This is a genomic window from Pseudomonas zeae, from assembly GCF_014268485.2.
In the GTDB taxonomy this organism is placed as follows: Bacteria; Pseudomonadota; Gammaproteobacteria; order Pseudomonadales; family Pseudomonadaceae; genus Aquipseudomonas; species Aquipseudomonas neuropathica.
The window spans coordinates 1,572,601-1,587,088 of sequence record NZ_CP077090.1; the positions used below are offsets into that span (position 1 = coordinate 1,572,601).

The 14,488-nt window shown below is 60.5% G+C and carries 17 protein-coding genes; 12 read left to right on the forward strand and 5 right to left on the reverse strand.

Annotated features, from left to right (window positions below; translation table 11 throughout):
- Nucleotides 1-65 precede the first annotated feature (65 nt).
- Together HU754_RS06850 and HU754_RS06855 are read left to right on the forward strand one after the other, a co-directional pair.
- Nucleotides 66-971: an alpha/beta hydrolase gene (locus HU754_RS06850; protein ID WP_186622002.1), complete on the forward strand. Its 906-nt coding sequence runs from the start codon at nt 66-68 to the stop codon at nt 969-971.
- Complete coding sequence (locus HU754_RS06855; protein ID WP_034154859.1) at nt 968-1,297, forward strand: PA3694 family proteiin; 330 nt, start codon at nt 968-970, stop codon at nt 1,295-1,297. Before HU754_RS06850 ends, HU754_RS06855 begins: the two co-directional genes overlap by 4 nt.
- A 248-nt stretch (nt 1,298-1,545) precedes the next feature.
- Here HU754_RS06855 and lptF read toward each other — a convergent pair whose 3' ends face one another.
- Nucleotides 1,546-2,334: a lipotoxin F family OmpA-related lipoprotein LptF gene (lptF, locus tag HU754_RS06860; RefSeq protein WP_007908901.1), complete on the reverse strand. Its 789-nt coding sequence runs from the start codon at nt 2,332-2,334 to the stop codon at nt 1,546-1,548.
- Nucleotides 2,335-2,389: 55 nt separating this feature from the next.
- Nucleotides 2,390-2,794: a DUF4398 domain-containing protein gene (locus HU754_RS06865; RefSeq protein ID WP_034154861.1), complete on the reverse strand. Its 405-nt coding sequence runs from the start codon at nt 2,792-2,794 to the stop codon at nt 2,390-2,392.
- 56 nt (nt 2,795-2,850) lie between these two features.
- Here HU754_RS06865 and HU754_RS06870 point away from each other — a divergent pair, with 56 nt between their 5' ends.
- Nucleotides 2,851-3,159: a hypothetical protein gene (locus tag HU754_RS06870; protein WP_158561660.1), complete on the forward strand. Its 309-nt coding sequence runs from the start codon at nt 2,851-2,853 to the stop codon at nt 3,157-3,159.
- 11 nt (nt 3,160-3,170) lie between these two features.
- On the opposite strand, the gene HU754_RS06875 is transcribed toward HU754_RS06870, so the two are convergent.
- Nucleotides 3,171-3,515, reverse strand: coding sequence for a pilin assembly protein (locus tag HU754_RS06875; protein ID WP_099758109.1), 345 nt, complete (start codon nt 3,513-3,515; stop codon nt 3,171-3,173).
- Between the two features lie 213 nt (nt 3,516-3,728).
- On the opposite strand from HU754_RS06875, the gene ppc reads away from it, so the two are divergent.
- From ppc to HU754_RS06910, 7 genes are all read left to right on the forward strand, one after another.
- Nucleotides 3,729-6,359 (forward strand): phosphoenolpyruvate carboxylase, encoded by a 2,631-nt coding sequence (gene ppc, locus HU754_RS06880; protein ID WP_186622004.1) that lies wholly within the window; start codon nt 3,729-3,731, stop codon nt 6,357-6,359.
- A 299-nt stretch (nt 6,360-6,658) separates the two neighbouring features.
- The gene (adk, locus tag HU754_RS06885) at nt 6,659-7,306 is read left to right on the forward strand and encodes an adenylate kinase (RefSeq protein ID WP_186622006.1); all 648 of its coding nucleotides are present in this window, start codon (nt 6,659-6,661) and stop codon (nt 7,304-7,306) included.
- A gap of 87 nt (nt 7,307-7,393) precedes the next feature.
- The gene (gene tsaB / locus HU754_RS06890; RefSeq protein WP_186622008.1) at nt 7,394-8,068 is read left to right on the forward strand and encodes a tRNA (adenosine(37)-N6)-threonylcarbamoyltransferase complex dimerization subunit type 1 TsaB; all 675 of its coding nucleotides are present in this window, start codon (nt 7,394-7,396) and stop codon (nt 8,066-8,068) included.
- Nucleotides 8,069-8,324: 256 nt separating this feature from the next.
- Entirely contained in the window at nt 8,325-8,636 is a 312-nt protein-coding gene (locus HU754_RS06895) for a hypothetical protein (protein WP_093436677.1), read from the forward strand.
- Nucleotides 8,636-9,496: a DUF72 domain-containing protein gene (locus tag HU754_RS06900; protein ID WP_093436674.1), complete on the forward strand. Its 861-nt coding sequence runs from the start codon at nt 8,636-8,638 to the stop codon at nt 9,494-9,496. The genes HU754_RS06895 and HU754_RS06900 overlap by 1 nt, the downstream gene beginning before the upstream one ends.
- A gap of 32 nt (nt 9,497-9,528) precedes the next feature.
- Nucleotides 9,529-10,350 carry an isocitrate lyase/PEP mutase family protein gene (locus HU754_RS06905; protein WP_186622010.1) on the forward strand — a complete coding sequence of 274 codons (822 nt, stop codon included), beginning with the start codon at nt 9,529-9,531 and terminating at the stop codon, nt 10,348-10,350.
- 2 nt (nt 10,351-10,352) lie between these two features.
- Nucleotides 10,353-11,045 carry an extensin-like domain-containing protein gene (locus HU754_RS06910; RefSeq protein WP_186622012.1) on the forward strand — a complete coding sequence of 231 codons (693 nt, stop codon included), beginning with the start codon at nt 10,353-10,355 and terminating at the stop codon, nt 11,043-11,045.
- A 3-nt stretch (nt 11,046-11,048) separates the two neighbouring features.
- Here HU754_RS06910 and HU754_RS06915 read toward each other — a convergent pair whose 3' ends face one another.
- Nucleotides 11,049-11,669 (reverse strand): energy transducer TonB, encoded by a 621-nt coding sequence (locus HU754_RS06915; RefSeq protein WP_093436665.1) that lies wholly within the window; start codon nt 11,667-11,669, stop codon nt 11,049-11,051.
- A gap of 92 nt (nt 11,670-11,761) precedes the next feature.
- Here HU754_RS06915 and HU754_RS06920 point away from each other — a divergent pair, with 92 nt between their 5' ends.
- On the forward strand, nt 11,762-12,544 hold the full coding sequence (locus HU754_RS06920; protein WP_189661425.1) for a class I SAM-dependent methyltransferase: 783 nt from the start codon (nt 11,762-11,764) through the stop codon (nt 12,542-12,544).
- 107 nt (nt 12,545-12,651) lie between these two features.
- Here HU754_RS06920 and HU754_RS06925 read toward each other — a convergent pair whose 3' ends face one another.
- Nucleotides 12,652-13,287 (reverse strand): TetR/AcrR family transcriptional regulator, encoded by a 636-nt coding sequence (locus HU754_RS06925; RefSeq protein WP_034154870.1) that lies wholly within the window; start codon nt 13,285-13,287, stop codon nt 12,652-12,654.
- 94 nt (nt 13,288-13,381) lie between these two features.
- Here HU754_RS06925 and HU754_RS06930 point away from each other — a divergent pair, with 94 nt between their 5' ends.
- On the forward strand, nt 13,382-14,482 hold the full coding sequence (locus HU754_RS06930; RefSeq protein WP_186622014.1) for an efflux RND transporter periplasmic adaptor subunit: 1,101 nt from the start codon (nt 13,382-13,384) through the stop codon (nt 14,480-14,482).
- Nucleotides 14,483-14,488: the final 6 nt, after the last annotated feature.

Below are 14,488 nucleotides of genomic sequence, written 5' to 3' on the forward strand. Positions count from 1 at the left end.
CGAGCAGGCTCGCTCCCACAGTTTTGATTTGTGTCTGACTCCCTATTTTCGCGAGGTTTCACCGGATGAGAATCCTCGGCATCTTCTGCCTGCTCCTGACCCTCGGCGGTTGCAGTTCGCTGTTGTTCTACCCTGAACCGGGCCAGATCTTCACCCCGGAAAAAGCCAAGCTCGAATACCGCACCGTCACCCTGGTCACGGCGGATGGCTTGAAGCTCAACGCATGGTGGCTGCCGGCCAAACCCGGCGTAGAGGTCAAAGGCACCGTCCTGCACCTGCACGGCAATGGCGGCAATCTGCCTATGCATTTGGGCGGGAGCTGGTGGCTGCCAAAAAACGGCTATCAAGTGCTGCTGGTCGACTATCGCGGTTATGGCTTGTCCGAAGGCAAACCGAGCCTGCCGGCGATCTATCAGGATATCGACGCCGCGTTCGCATGGCTGGACAAGGCGCCGGAAGTCAAAGGCAAGCCGCTGATCCTGCTCGGCCAAAGCCTCGGCGGTTCGATGGCGGTGCATTGGCTGGTGCAGCATCCCGAGCGGCAAGAACAGCTGAAAGCGCTGGTGCTCGACGGCGTGCCCGCGAGCTATCGCAGCGTCGGCCAGTATGCGCTTAGCACCTCGTGGCTGAGCTGGCCATTCCAGGTGCCGCTGTCATGGCTGGTGCCGGACAGCGACAGCGCGATCAACTCGATGCCGCAACTCAACGGCGTGCCGAAACTGATCTTCCACAGCATCGACGATCCACTGGTGCCGCTGTCCAACGGCATCCGTCTGTATCAAGCGGCGCCACCGCCGCGCGTACTGCAACTGACCCGTGGCGGCCATGTGCAGACCTTTGGCGACCCGGTGTGGCGCCAGGTCATGCTGCGCTACCTCGACGATCCCGAGCATTTCAACGGCCTGCGCCGCCTCGGCGAAATCCCCAATTATCCGCAACCCCCGAATTCTGAAGACGAGAGTCCGCAATGACTGAAGAACGTAACGCCATCCCGCTGATCATCACCGGTATCTGCAGCATCCTCGGCACCGTCGGAGCGCTGTGGTACTACGGCTACCTGCACTTCGCCAAACCCGAGGATGCGTTGCTGCTCAATGAATTCACCATGCTCAAGACAGTTCCGGGTGAAGACTACAAGGTCTCGCTGGACCCGGCGCCGCAAGTGGCGCAGTGCATTGATGGGGTGCTGGTGTTGTTCGATACCGAGCAGAAAGGTCTGACCGGTGTGCTGATCAACGCACAGAAAAAAGCCGTGCGTTGCATGGGCGAAGAAACCCCGCAGAAGCTCGAGCAGTGATTCTGCAGGACCAGCCCTCACCCTAACCCTCCCGAAACGTCGGACCGCCCAGAGGGAGAGGGGACTGACCGAGTTGTCTTTCGCTATCCACCGACCTGATCCATCGCGTCGAGTACAAATTCTGAAAGCGCCATAAATCGGCTCCCTCTCCCTCGGGAGAGGGCTGGGGTGAGGGGCCACCATTTCAGCCCGCACGAAAAAGCCCCGCCTGATCACTCAGGCGGGGCTTTCGCGTTACAGCAGTGCGCTTAGTTCGAGCTGACCGCCGAACGTGGCATCACTGGCTGGTTGTCGTTGGAAATGGTCACTTCCACACGACGGTTCATCGCACGGCCGGAAGCGCTGCCGTTCTCGGCAACCGGGTATTCCTTGCCGTAGCCTTGGGTGACGATGCGCGCTGGATCAACGCCCATTTTCACCAGTGCGGTGCGCACGGAGTTGGCGCGACGCTCGGACAGCGACTGGTTGTGGCTCGCGGTCCCGGTGCTGTCGGTGTAACCCTCGACGATCACTTTGCGATCCGGGTTTTCCTGAAGGAACTGCGCCAGTTTGTTGATGTTGACCAGACCGCTGGACTTCAGGTCAGCACGGTCGGTGGCGAACAGCACGTCACCGAAAGTCACCAGCGTACCGCGATCGGTCTGCTTGGCGTTCAGGCTGTCCTGCAGCTGTTTGATCTGCTGATCGCGAGCATCCAGACGCGCCTGGGCACGTTGGGCGGCGGCGTTCTTCAGGTTGTTTTCCGCAGTGCGCAGGGCGATGGTCTGCTTGGCCACTTCCACGCGCTGGTTGGTCAGGTAGGCCAGTTGGTCAACCTTGGCAGCGTCTTGCTTGTCCAGATAAGCCTTGTCGGCCTTGTCCAGGTAGTCGCTGGCGTCTTTGGTTTCCAGTGCCGCGACTTTGCTCGCCTGTGGGTTGGCTTGCAGGCCGGCGTAGTTGGTGCGCGCGTTTTCCAGATTCGGGTTAGGCGGAGTCGAGCAGGCAGCCAAGGCAACGCTTGCGGCGAGGAGAGCGGGGATCATCAGTTGCTTACGCATAATTTGTCGTCCTTTCTATCGGTAAGAGATTCAGCTTTGCGGTCGGGATGCGCGCTTACTGCACGGTGCGCTGACTTTCCTGACGCAGTTCCTGAACACCTTTCTGGGAATCCTTCACAGCCTGTTCGGCTTTAGCGGCCTGAGCCTTGCGTTCGGCGACGCGAGCGTCCCACTCGGCTTGCTCGGACAGGGTGCGAGCTTCGTCATACTTCTTGTCGTGCATGGCGATTTCGGCTTGTTTCAGCTTGTCCTGCGCTTGCTTCATCTCAACCGCAGCGAACTCGGTACCGCCAGCGCTGACGGCGCTGTTCACCGCCGACTGGGTCACGGCGTATTGCTCGGTCGGTGGGTTACCGGCGCAACCGGCCAGTACGAAGCTGGTGCCGATGGCCAGAGCCGCCAGTTTCAGACCGCGCAGGTGGGTAAACGAGGTTTGGTTTTTCATGGTCTTCAACTCCATTAGGCATCTCCTGAAAACAACTGAATCCATCCTGGTCGAGGAGCCGAAAGCGTCGTGTGAAAGGCGTTTTTGAAACGCTCGTTCCAGGCGTGGTTACAGGTTCCGACCGGAGGCGTTTTTCAAAAGTTCAGAAAAGATGGCCTATCGCCAAAATAATTTTTGACCGAATGGACAAGGCTCTAGAGCGGGAACTTTGGCGGGATGAAGCGGTACGCGCGGAGTTTTCGGATCCCGAAAACACACTGATTTTGAACTGGAATACGATCTTTGTAGGAGTGAGCCTGCTCGCGATAGCGGTATATCAGACAACAAAAATGTCGACTGAAAATCCGCCATCGCGAGCAGGCTCGCTCCCACAGTTTTGATCTGTGTGGTGTCAGTGTTTTTGCTTGCCTGCTGCGGCCGAGAGGTCATGCAAATGCCGGCGCGAAAGGGCCAGAAAACGCGGCGTAGGCCCGACGTCTTCATACAGCGGATCACCTTCCTCATCGGTCGCCACCACCGTCGAACCCTTCACATACGGCAGGCTCGCTTCAAACTCTTCAAGCGCCGCGCCGATCAGTTCGCCAAGCAATTCTTCGACATGACGTTTGGGGTACATCTCGGTAATCGCTGCCAGACGCGCCGCAGCTTCAACGTCCAGATGAATCGCGTAGCCAGTGTCGGTCATACGACCTTTGGCGTTTTCTTCCCAATGCTGGGCGAGTTCACGAATTTTCATGATGACCTCATTTCGCACCTGCTCATGGCAGGTCTGGGTGAGTGTCCGCCGGGGCCGGCGGCAAGCCGTTGTGCGGCTTACTGTTGAGACTAGCTTTCGCCCACAAGGTTTAACGTCCCTTCGTCGGCTGCTTGTAAGAAGCGTCGTAGAGCGGCACTCTCTAGGTCATGCACTCGTTTCTAAGCCGTCCGGATTACTGCTGGGGAATTGCTGATGACCGATATTGATGCACGCTTGCGCGAAGACGTTCACCTGCTCGGAGAGCTGCTGGGCAATACCATTCGAGATCAGTACGGCGAGGCTTTCCTCGACAAGATCGAGCAGATTCGTAAGGGCGCCAAGGCCGATCGGCGTGGTTCGATGGACGCCGAACTGAGCGCCAGCCTCAATCAATTGAGCGAAGACGAATTGCTCCCCGTGGCGCGCGCGTTCAACCAGTTTCTCAACCTGGCGAACATCGCCGAGCAGTATCAGTTGATTCATCGTCGCGAGGAATCGCAGCCGGCGCCGTTCGAATCCCGCGTGCTGCCGGAATTGCTCGCGCGTTTGCGCAGTGAAGGCCACAGCGCCGAATCGCTGGCGCGGCAACTGGCGCGGCTGGAAATCGAACTTGTGTTGACCGCGCACCCGACCGAAGTGGCGCGGCGCACGCTGATCCAGAAGTACGACGCGATCGCCGGGCAACTCGCCGCGCAGGACCATCGCGACCTGACCAGCGCCGAACGCGAACAGATTCAAAACACCCTGCAACGGCTGATTGCAGAAGCCTGGCACACCGAAGAAATCCGCCGCACGCGCCCCACGCCAGTCGATGAAGCCAAATGGGGTTTCGCGGTGATCGAACACTCACTGTGGCAGGCGATTCCCAACCATATGCGCAAGGCCGACAAGGCGTTGTATGAAGCGACCGGTCTGCGTCTGCCACTGGAAGCGGCGCCGATTCGCTTCGCGTCGTGGATGGGCGGCGACCGTGACGGCAACCCCAACGTCACCGCTGCGGTGACCCGCGAAGTGTTGCTGCTGGCGCGCTGGATGGCCGCCGATCTGTACCTGCGTGATGTCGATCACCTCGCGGCTGAACTGTCGATGCAACAGGCCAGCGACGCCCTCAAAACCAAGGCCGGCGACAGCGCCGAACCGTATCGTGCGGTGCTCAAACAACTGCGCGAACGCCTGCGCGCCACGCGCAATTGGGCACACGCTGCGCTGACTGCACCGACGCCAGCGCCGGCAGACGTGCTGCACAACAACCGCGATCTGCTCGATCCGCTGGAGCTGTGCTTCAACTCGCTGCACGAGTGCGGCATGGGCGTGATCGCTGATGGTCCGTTGCTCGACTGCCTGCGTCGGGCGGTTACATTCGGCCTGTTCCTTGTGCGTCTGGATGTGCGCCAGGACTCGTCGCGCCACAGCTCGGCGATGACTGAAATCACCGATTACCTCGGCCTCGGTCGCTACGAAGATTGGGACGAAGAGCAGCGCATCAGCTTCCTGACCCGCGAACTGAGCAATCGTCGGCCACTGCTGCCAGCGCATTTCAAACCGTCGGCCGACACCGCCGAAGTGCTCAACACCTGTAAGGAAATTGCCGCGGCGCCGGGCGCTTCGCTCGGCTCCTACGTGATCTCCATGGCCGGCGCCGCGTCCGATGTGCTTGCCGTGCAACTGCTGCTCAAAGAGTCCGGCGTGTTGCGTCCGATGCGTGTGGTGCCGCTGTTCGAAACCCTTGCCGACCTCGACAACGCCGGGCCGGTGATGGAGCGGCTGTTGCTGCTGCCGGGTTACCGTGCACGGCTGCAAGGCCCGCAGGAAGTGATGATCGGTTATTCCGACTCGGCCAAGGACGCTGGCACCACGGCGGCGGCCTGGGCGCAATATCGTGCGCAGGAACGCTTGGTGGAAATCTGCCGCGAGCAACAAGTCGAACTGCTGCTGTTCCACGGTCGCGGCGGCACCGTGGGCCGGGGCGGTGGTCCGGCGCATGCGGCGATTCTGTCGCAACCGCCGGGCTCGGTGGCCGGGCGTTTCCGCACCACCGAGCAGGGGGAAATGATTCGATTCAAATTCGGCCTGCCGGACATCGCCGAGCAAAACCTCAATCTGTATCTGGCGGCGGTGCTTGAAGCAACGTTGCTGCCTCCACCGCCGCCGACACCAGAGTGGCGTCACTTGATGGACGAATTGGCGGCCGATGGCGTCAGCGCTTATCGCCAGGTCGTGCGGGAAAACCCGCAATTCGTCGAGTACTTCCGTCAGTCCACGCCAGAGCAGGAGTTGGGTCGCTTGCCACTGGGCAGTCGTCCGGCCAAACGCCGCGCCGGCGGTATCGAAAGTCTGCGGGCGATTCCGTGGATCTTCGGCTGGACACAAACGCGGCTGATGCTGCCGGCGTGGCTGGGGTGGGAGTCGGCGTTGAGCAAGGCGCTGGAGCGTGGCGAAGGCGAGTTGCTCGGGCAGATGCGCGAGCAGTGGCCGTTCTTCCGTACGCGCATCGACATGCTGGAAATGGTCCTGGCCAAGGCTGATGCGGATATTGCGCTGTCCTACGATCAGCGTCTGGTCGAGCCGGATCTGCTGCCGTTGGGCGCGCAGTTACGCGACCTATTGTCGCAGGCGTGCGCGGTGGTGCTCGGCCTGACTGGCCAGTCGCAGCTGCTGGCACATAGCCCTGACACCCTTGAATTCATCCGTCTGCGCAACACCTACCTCGACCCGCTGCATCTATTGCAGGCCGAACTGCTGGCCCGTTCGCGACAGCAGGATGTCGAGCAGGGCAGCCCGGTGGAACAGGCGTTGCTGGTGTCTGTGGCGGGGATTGCCGCCGGTTTGCGAAATACCGGCTAAGGTTTTTGTCGGGGGCGCGGTAGCCGGACGAAGACTTGGCTGTCGCGTTGCCTGACCGACGAAAGTGCCGCCAGGCGACAGTTAATGATGGGGTTGCGACTTGGGTTACCGCGTCGCGAGGTCGCGGGGGACGTCGGTTTCTCCGACTTTTGGCGTCTTGTGTGGGCGCAGCCTGCTGTGTATCTTGATCAGCCTTTGGCCGTTTATGCGGCCACGACCCGTATTTTCAGGATTCGTCCCAAGAGGCGAATCCTTTGTTTTGTAAAAGCTTTTTATAAAAAAATTGAGGAGCACATCTAATGCGCGTCATTCTGCTGGGAGCTCCCGGGGCCGGTAAAGGTACTCAGGCTAAGTTCATCACCGAAAAATTCGGCATTCCACAAATTTCCACCGGCGACATGCTGCGTGCAGCGGTCAAGGCCGGTACTCCACTGGGCGTTCAAGCCAAGAGCATCATGGATGCCGGCGGCCTGGTGTCGGATGATCTGATCATCGCACTGGTTCAGGACCGCATCGCTCAGCCAGACTGCGCCAAGGGTTTCCTGTTCGACGGCTTCCCGCGCACCATTCCGCAGGCTGAAGCTCTGGTTTCTGCCGGTGTCGAACTGGATCACGTACTGGAAATCGACGTCAAAGACGAAGACATCGTCCAGCGCATCGCCGGTCGTCGTGTTCACGAGGCCAGCGGCCGCGTGTACCACATCGTCTACAACCCGCCGAAAATTGCCGGTAAAGACGACATCACCGGCGACGAGCTGGTGCAGCGCAAAGACGACACCGAAGAAACCGTGCGTCATCGCCTGTCGGTCTACCACGCCCAGACAGAGCCTCTGGTGAAGTTTTACCAGGAGCTGTCCGCCGCTCAAGGCAAACCGAAGTACAGCCACGTTGAAGGTGTTGGCTCGGTTGAAGCGATCACCGGCAAAGTGCTTGAAGCACTGAGCTAAAAAAACGCTTCATCTTCTACGGCCCGCTTGCGGGCCGTAGTTGTTTATACTGACGCCCTTTTTCCCACACCTGTTTTGGAAACATCGATGAGCACCTTGCTGGCCCTGGACACCGCGACTGAAGCTTGCTCCGTTGCCTTGCTGCATGACGGCAAGGTCACGAGCCATTACGAGGTGATCCCGCGCCTGCACGCGCAGAAGCTGCTGCCGATGATCCAGCAACTGCTGGCCGACGCTGGCACCACGCTGCAGGCGGTCGATGCGATTGCCTTCGGTCGTGGGCCGGGCGCATTTACGGGTGTGCGGATTGCCATCGGCGTGGTGCAAGGTCTGGCGTTTGCACTTGATCGGCCGGTGTTGCCGGTGTCCAACCTTGCAGTATTGGCCCAGCGTGCGCTGCGCGAACATGGCGTGAGCCAGGTCGCGGCGGCCATCGATGCGCGGATGGATGAAGTGTATTGGGGCTGCTACCGCGAGACGGCGGGGGAGATGCGTCTGGTCGGCGCCGAGGCGGTGTTGCCGCCGGAAGTCGCGGCGCTGCCGGCCGATGCCAGTGGCGATTGGTTCGGTGCTGGCACCGGTTGGGGTTATGCCGAGCGCATCGCGGTCAATCTGACCGGTTCCGATGCCGCCATGCTGCCCCACGCCGAAGACTTGCTGACCCTGGCGCGCTTCGCCTGGGAGCGCGGCGAGTCGATCCCGGCTGACGATGCGCAACCGATTTACCTGCGCGATAAAGTCGCCACCCCGAAAGCCCGCTAACTCGCCACGAACCCTGTGGGAGCGAGCTTGCTCGCGAAGGCGTCGGGTCAGCCAATATCAATGTTGAATGTGCTGAACTCCTCGCGAGCAAGCTCGCTCCCACAGGGAGTTAAGTCGCCCGCGAATCCGCCAATCGTCAGTTTCTAATCCCTCGCTTTAAACCTTTTGCGCTTTATGTGTTCTAGTTATCACTCGGCAGTTTGCTAAGTCGGTCAAGTGCCGCTAAATTGCCATCATCGATACCGAGCATGAAATTATGCGTATAGACGGCCTTTCCTCTCAGTCCTACCCCATCAAGCGCAAGCCTCGCAAAGGCCATGTGACTGTGGATGAGTCCGTCGATGACATCGACGGTGAGCTGGAATTTCCGACTGAAGAGCAACTGGCTGCCCGTGCCGCCGCCAAAGCCGCCGCGCAACGCCTGAGCAATCTGCCCGCCCGCCAACAAGACATGATTTACCACCGCGCCATGAGCAAAAGCGTAGCGATGGCCCTCGCCAGCTACCTGAGCACCGCCGGTTTTGTCGATTGGGATGCAGACGTGCTGGGCCTCGATCTGTATATCTGATGGGTCTGCCTTACTACCTCGGTTGTCCGTCCTGGAGCGAAAACGCCTGGCGCGAGTATCTGTACCCGGTAGACGCCAAAACCTCCGATTTCCTCGGTCTCTATTCCCAAGTGTTCAACGCCGTTGAAGGCAACACGACTTTCTACGCCAGCCCGTCGCCCGCCACGGTGCAGCGTTGGGCCGAGGTCATGCCCGAGCACTTTCGCTTCACCGCCAAATTCCCCGGCGACATCAGCCACAGCGGTGACCTGCGCGAGCAACTGACCGCCGCCGAAACATTTCTGCAATTACTCAAACCTCTCGGTGAGCGCGTCTCGCCGATGTGGTTGCAACTGTCGAAAAGCTTCACGCCGCAGCGGCTGCCGGAACTGGCGGCGTTCATCGATGCGCTGGATTGCCCGTTGGCGGTGGAAGTGCGCCATGAACAGTTCTTCGCCAAGGGCGAGAGCGAACGTCTGCTCAATCGCCTGCTGCTGGATCGTGGCGTTGAGCGCATCTGCCTCGACCCGCGTGCGCTGTTCAGTTGCCTGTCGACTGAATCTTCGGTAATCCACGCGCAATCGAAAAAGCCACGCGTGCCGACGCGCCCGGCGGCGTTCACCCAGTTCCCGCAAGTGCGTTTTATCGGCCATCCGGAACTGGAAGCCAACGACCCGTTCCTAGTGCCGTGGGTGGCGAAAATCGCCGAGTGGATCGAAGAGGGCCGCACGCCGTACATCTTCTTGCACACCGCCGATAACCTGCTGGCGGCGAAACTGGCGCAACGTTTTCACGCACAACTGATGCAACGTTTGCCTGGCCTGCCAGCGCTGCCTGCGCTATACAGAGAACCCGCCGCGGAGCAACTTGGCCTGCTCTGAAGCGGATTTTTTTCCAGCCCGGGAGCCTGCCGATGGATGCTCAAGCCCGTAAAGCCCACGCCTTCAAAGCCCTGCATGAACAATCGGGGATTTTCGTGATTCCCAATCCATGGGATGCGGGGTCGGCAAAAATGCTCGCCAGTCTCGGCTATCAGGCCTTGGCGACCACCAGTGCCGGTTATGCGTTTTCCCAAGGCAAGGCCGATGGCGCGTTGAGCCTTGATGAGACCTTGGCCAATGTCCGCGCGATTGTCGCTGCCACCGATTTGCCGGTAGCGGTGGATCTGGAAAACGGTTTCGCTGATGACCCGGCTGAGTGCGCCAAGAGTCTGCTGCGTGCTGCCGAGGCCGGCGCTGTTGGTGGTTCGATTGAAGACGCCACGGGCCGCGCGGATGCGCCAATCTATTGCTTCGAACACGCTGTGGCGCGCATCGAAGCCGCTGTCGCTGCGGTGCGCACGCTACCCTTTCCCTTCATCCTCACCGCGCGGGCGGAAAACTACCTGCACGGTAATCCCGATCTCAACGACACCATTCGCCGCCTGCAGGCGTTCGCCGAGGCAGGGGCCGACGTGTTGTATGCGCCAGGTTTGCGCAACGCCGAAGAAGTGCTGGCAGTGGTGCGTGCGGTGGCGCCGAAACCGGTCAATGTGCTGATGTCCGGCGGTTTGAAACTGACCGTGCAGGAGCTGCAAGAAATGGGCGTGCGGCGCATCAGTACTGGTTCGGCACTGGCGTTGGCGGCGTTCGGCGAATTCTTCCGTGCCGCTGAAGAAATCCAGCAATCCGGCACTTTCGGGTTTACCTCGCAGTCGATGCCGTACGCCAAAGCCAATCAATTCTTCAAAGGCTGAGCATGGGGCGGTGGATCGCGCTAACTGTGTTGCTGATCACTGGCGGCGCGTTGATCAGTGTGTGGCGCGGTTGGCTGGACGTGCCGCCGTCATGGAATCCATGGGCGCCACTGGATGTAAAAGCCGCGCCCAACTGGCTGACCGGCTACAAGCTGATGCGTTTGCGCAGTGATCCTGAACTCTGTGCCCAGGCGTTGAACAGCTCTGATCTGCGGGTCACGCGGCAAGCCGACAGTCCCGACGCCAAGTGCCCGCTGATCGGTGCCTTGCGCGTTCAGGGCGGTGAGGTGGCGTTGAGCAGCAGTTTCCTCGCCAGTTGTCCGCTGGCGGTGGCCTACGCGATGTTTGAACAGCACACGCTGCGACCTGCTGCACAATCCGTTTACGGGCAAAAGGTCGCGCGGATTGATCACCTCGGCAGCTTCGCCTGTCGCAATGTCTACAACCGCGAAAGCGGCGCGCTCAGTCGCCACGCCAGTGCCGATGCGCTGGATATTGCCGGTTTTCGTCTGGCCGATGGTCGCAGCATCAGCGTGCTCAAGGACTGGCCGAAGCAAAATCAGGACGCACAATTTCTGCGTCAGGTGCGCGATGGCGCCTGCGAGGCGTTCAGTGTGGTTTTGGGTCCGGATTACAACACCGCCCACCGCAATCACTTTCATGTCGATGTCGGACGCTGGAGCGTGTGTCGCTGAGGCTTAGGCGGCGAGGCGCAGGTTCTGCAGAACGATCGGGCGCGCCCAACCGTTATCAAAGTCCAGTGCTTTCTGTTGCTCGACGATTTCTTCCGGCGGGAACGGCGGGTAAGGCTTCTGCAGCAGATCCAGATCGAACTCGGCAATCGGCAGGTACAGCGGCTTCTTCTGTGGGGCCGGGCCAGGCTCTGGAACGGGCTGACCATTGTTGATCACCACCGGGCGAACCCAACTGCTGTCGAAATCCTGCTGCGCCTGCTGAGCTTGCAGTTCTTCTGGCGGGAATGGCGGGAACGGCTTGTCCAGCAGTTCCATTTCGAATTCGGCGATTGGCAGGAACAGCGGCTCTGGCGGACGCACTTCGGTTTCCACCACATCGCACTCGCGCTGGCTGACGATGTGCGCGTGCAGCTCGCTGCCGATGGTCGGTTCTTCCGGGCTGCTCAGGTCAACCGGCGGAAATGTACCGCAGGCAGGCACCACTTCACTCGTCTGTTCGGCCATCGCTTGGGCAAAGAAATCCTGCCACAGGTGACTGACGCCGCTCAGTGCTTGAGTGTTATGACGGCTAAAGTCGCCATGGGGCGAGATGTAGCCAATCGATGTGGGAAGAATGCCTGACATTTTTTTCGGTTGACGCTCAGCTCTGGCAAAATGCGCGTTGAATGAATTATCGGCGGTTTTTGCCGATCCTTGAATTTTTGAGCGTGTTTTCCATGATCGAGCAACCCGCGGCCTGCCGCATCCATGTCCAGGCCCTCGGCCCGACGTTTGAAGCGCAAGCCGAGCAGTGGGCCGAACGCCTTGGTCTGCCGCGTGACGTGGCGGACGGCGAGTTTGCCTTGCAGGTCGGCGAGCAGGGTTTGCAGCTGCAACAGCTCGGCCCGGACGCACCCGGGCCGGTGCGGGTCGACTTTGTTGAGGGCGGCGCTGCGCATCGTCGGCTATACGGCGGCGGCAGCGGGCAGATGATCGCCAAGGCTGTAGGCATCGCTCAGGGCGTGCGCCCGCGGGTGCTGGATGCCACGGCGGGATTGGGCAAGGATGCGTTCGTGCTGGCGAGCCTCGGTTGCGAGATGAGCCTGATCGAACGCCAGCCGCTGATCGGCGCCTTGCTGGAGGATGGTCTGGCGCGCGCGGCGGAAGATTTCGACGTGGCGCCGATTGTGGCGCGGATGAAATTGCTCAAGGGCAACTCCATCGAGGTCATGCAGAACTGGGAGGGTGAGGCGCCGCAGGTGATCTACCTCGACCCGATGTTTCCGCACCGTGAGAAGACCGCGCTGGTGAAAAAGGAGATGCGTCTGTTCCGGCCGTTGGTGGGCGATGATCCGGACGCGCCGGCGTTGCTCGAAGCCGCGTTGGCACTGGCCACGCACCGGGTGGTGGTCAAGCGACCGCGCAAGGCGCCGTGCATTGCGGGGCCGAAGCCGAGTCATGCGCTGGATGGCAAATCGAGCCGCTATGACATTTATCCGAAGAAAGCGCTAAAACCTTAAAACCGAGTCGCCTCATTCGCGAGCAGGCTCGCTCCCACCTTGGAATGCATTTCAAATGTGGGAGCGAGCCTGCTCGCGAAAGCGCCAGCCCAGACACCGCAAAGCTGTCAGGGCCGATAGGCGCGCATAAACAACCCCACCACTTCCTGCACATGGCTCTCCGAAGCCTCTTCGCTCAACGGCTCCCCACAGCCATACAACAAACGAAAATTCCCCGCGCCCTTGATCAGGCAGAAGAAATGCTCAGCAGCATTGCGCGGCAGATCGATGCTCAGCGCGCCGGTCTCGTGGATGCGCGTCAACAGCCGTTCCATGCCCTGCACCATGCGTTGCGGACCCGCCTCGAAGAAGATCAGCGACAGCTTCGGATCCTGACTGCCGAGCGCCATGATCAAACGGTGCAGATTCACCGATTCATCGCTGTTGATCAGGTGATGAAAGCCTCGCGCAATGTTCAGCAACACATTTTCGACGGCGATGCCTTCGGGCAATTCGAAGAACAGCGGCGGTAATTGCTCCTCGCATTTGGCCACCACGGCAGCGGAGAACAGCGTCTCCTTGTCGTTGAAATGGCTGTAGACCGTCAACTTCGACACGCCGGCCTCGCTGGCGACCGCGTCCATGCTGGTGTTGGCGTAGCCATGACTCAGAAACAGAATTTTCGCCGCGTCGAGGATCGCTTGGCGCTTGGCCAGATCCTTGGGGCGGCCCGGGCCGTTTGGAGCTGAAAGATTGTTCGACATTCTTCGCTTTTAATACTGGACTGGTGAGTTTGCTATTAATAACATACCCGCCAGTATAATTATTCCAAGCACCATTAGCGAAAGGTCCGTCACCATGTTCCGCCATGCGTTGTCCCTCGCGTTGCCAGTGAGTCTGGCGTTCCTTTTGTCAGCATGCGGTCAGGAAGAGGCGACGCAAGTCGCCGTGCGACCAGCCATGGTGGTGCAGCCAGAGCCTTCGGCACAGGCGATGGAAAGTTATCCGGGCGAGGTGCGCGCCCGTTACGAACCGGATCTGGCATTCCGCATTGGCGGCAAAGTCAGCCGACGACTGGTCGATGAAGGTCAGCGCGTGAAGGCTGATCAGGCACTCGCCGAACTCGATCCGCAGGACGTGCGCCTGCAACTGGAAGCCACTCGCGCCCAGGTGGCTGCCGCCGAAGCCAATCTCAATCTGGTCCGCGCCGAACGTGATCGCTACAAGACCCTGATGGATCGGCAGATGGTCAGCCGCTCGGCCTACGACAATGCCGAAAACCTTTACCGCTCCGGTGAAGCCCGCCTTAAACAGATCAAAGCCGAGTTCAACGTGTCGACCAATCAGGCCAGTTACGCGGTGCTGCGTGCGCCGCAGGATGGCGTGGTGGCTAAACGCTCGGTGGAAGTCGGCCAAGTGGTTGCCGCCGGACAGACTGTTTTCACTCTTGCCACTGATGGCGAGCGCGAAGTACTGATCAGCCTGCCGGAGCAGAGCTTCGGGCGCTTCAAGGTTGGCCAGCCTGTGACCGTCGAACTGTGGACGCAACAGAACCAGCGCTTCGCCGGGCAAATCCGCGAACTGTCGCCCGCCGCCGATCCACGCTCGCGCACTTTCGCTGCGCGCATTTCTTTCGTGAGCGGCAAAGTCCCGTCCGAACTGGGCCAGAGCGCCCGGGTGTTTGTGCAATCGGCCGATAGCGTTTCCCTCTCGGTGCCGCTCTCGGCACTCACCGCCGAAAACGGTGCGACCTACGTCTGGGTCGTCAGCGCCAACAACACCTTGAAGAAAACCCCGGTGCGCATCGGCCCGTTCGGCGAGAAAACCGTGCCGGTACTCGAAGGACTGAACGCCAGTGACTGGGTGGTGGCTGCTGGCGTGCATGTGTTGCTCGAAGGGCAGCAGGTGCGTCCGGTGGATCGCTCCAATCGCGTGGTCAATCTGGCGAACAAGGAGTAAGCCCCG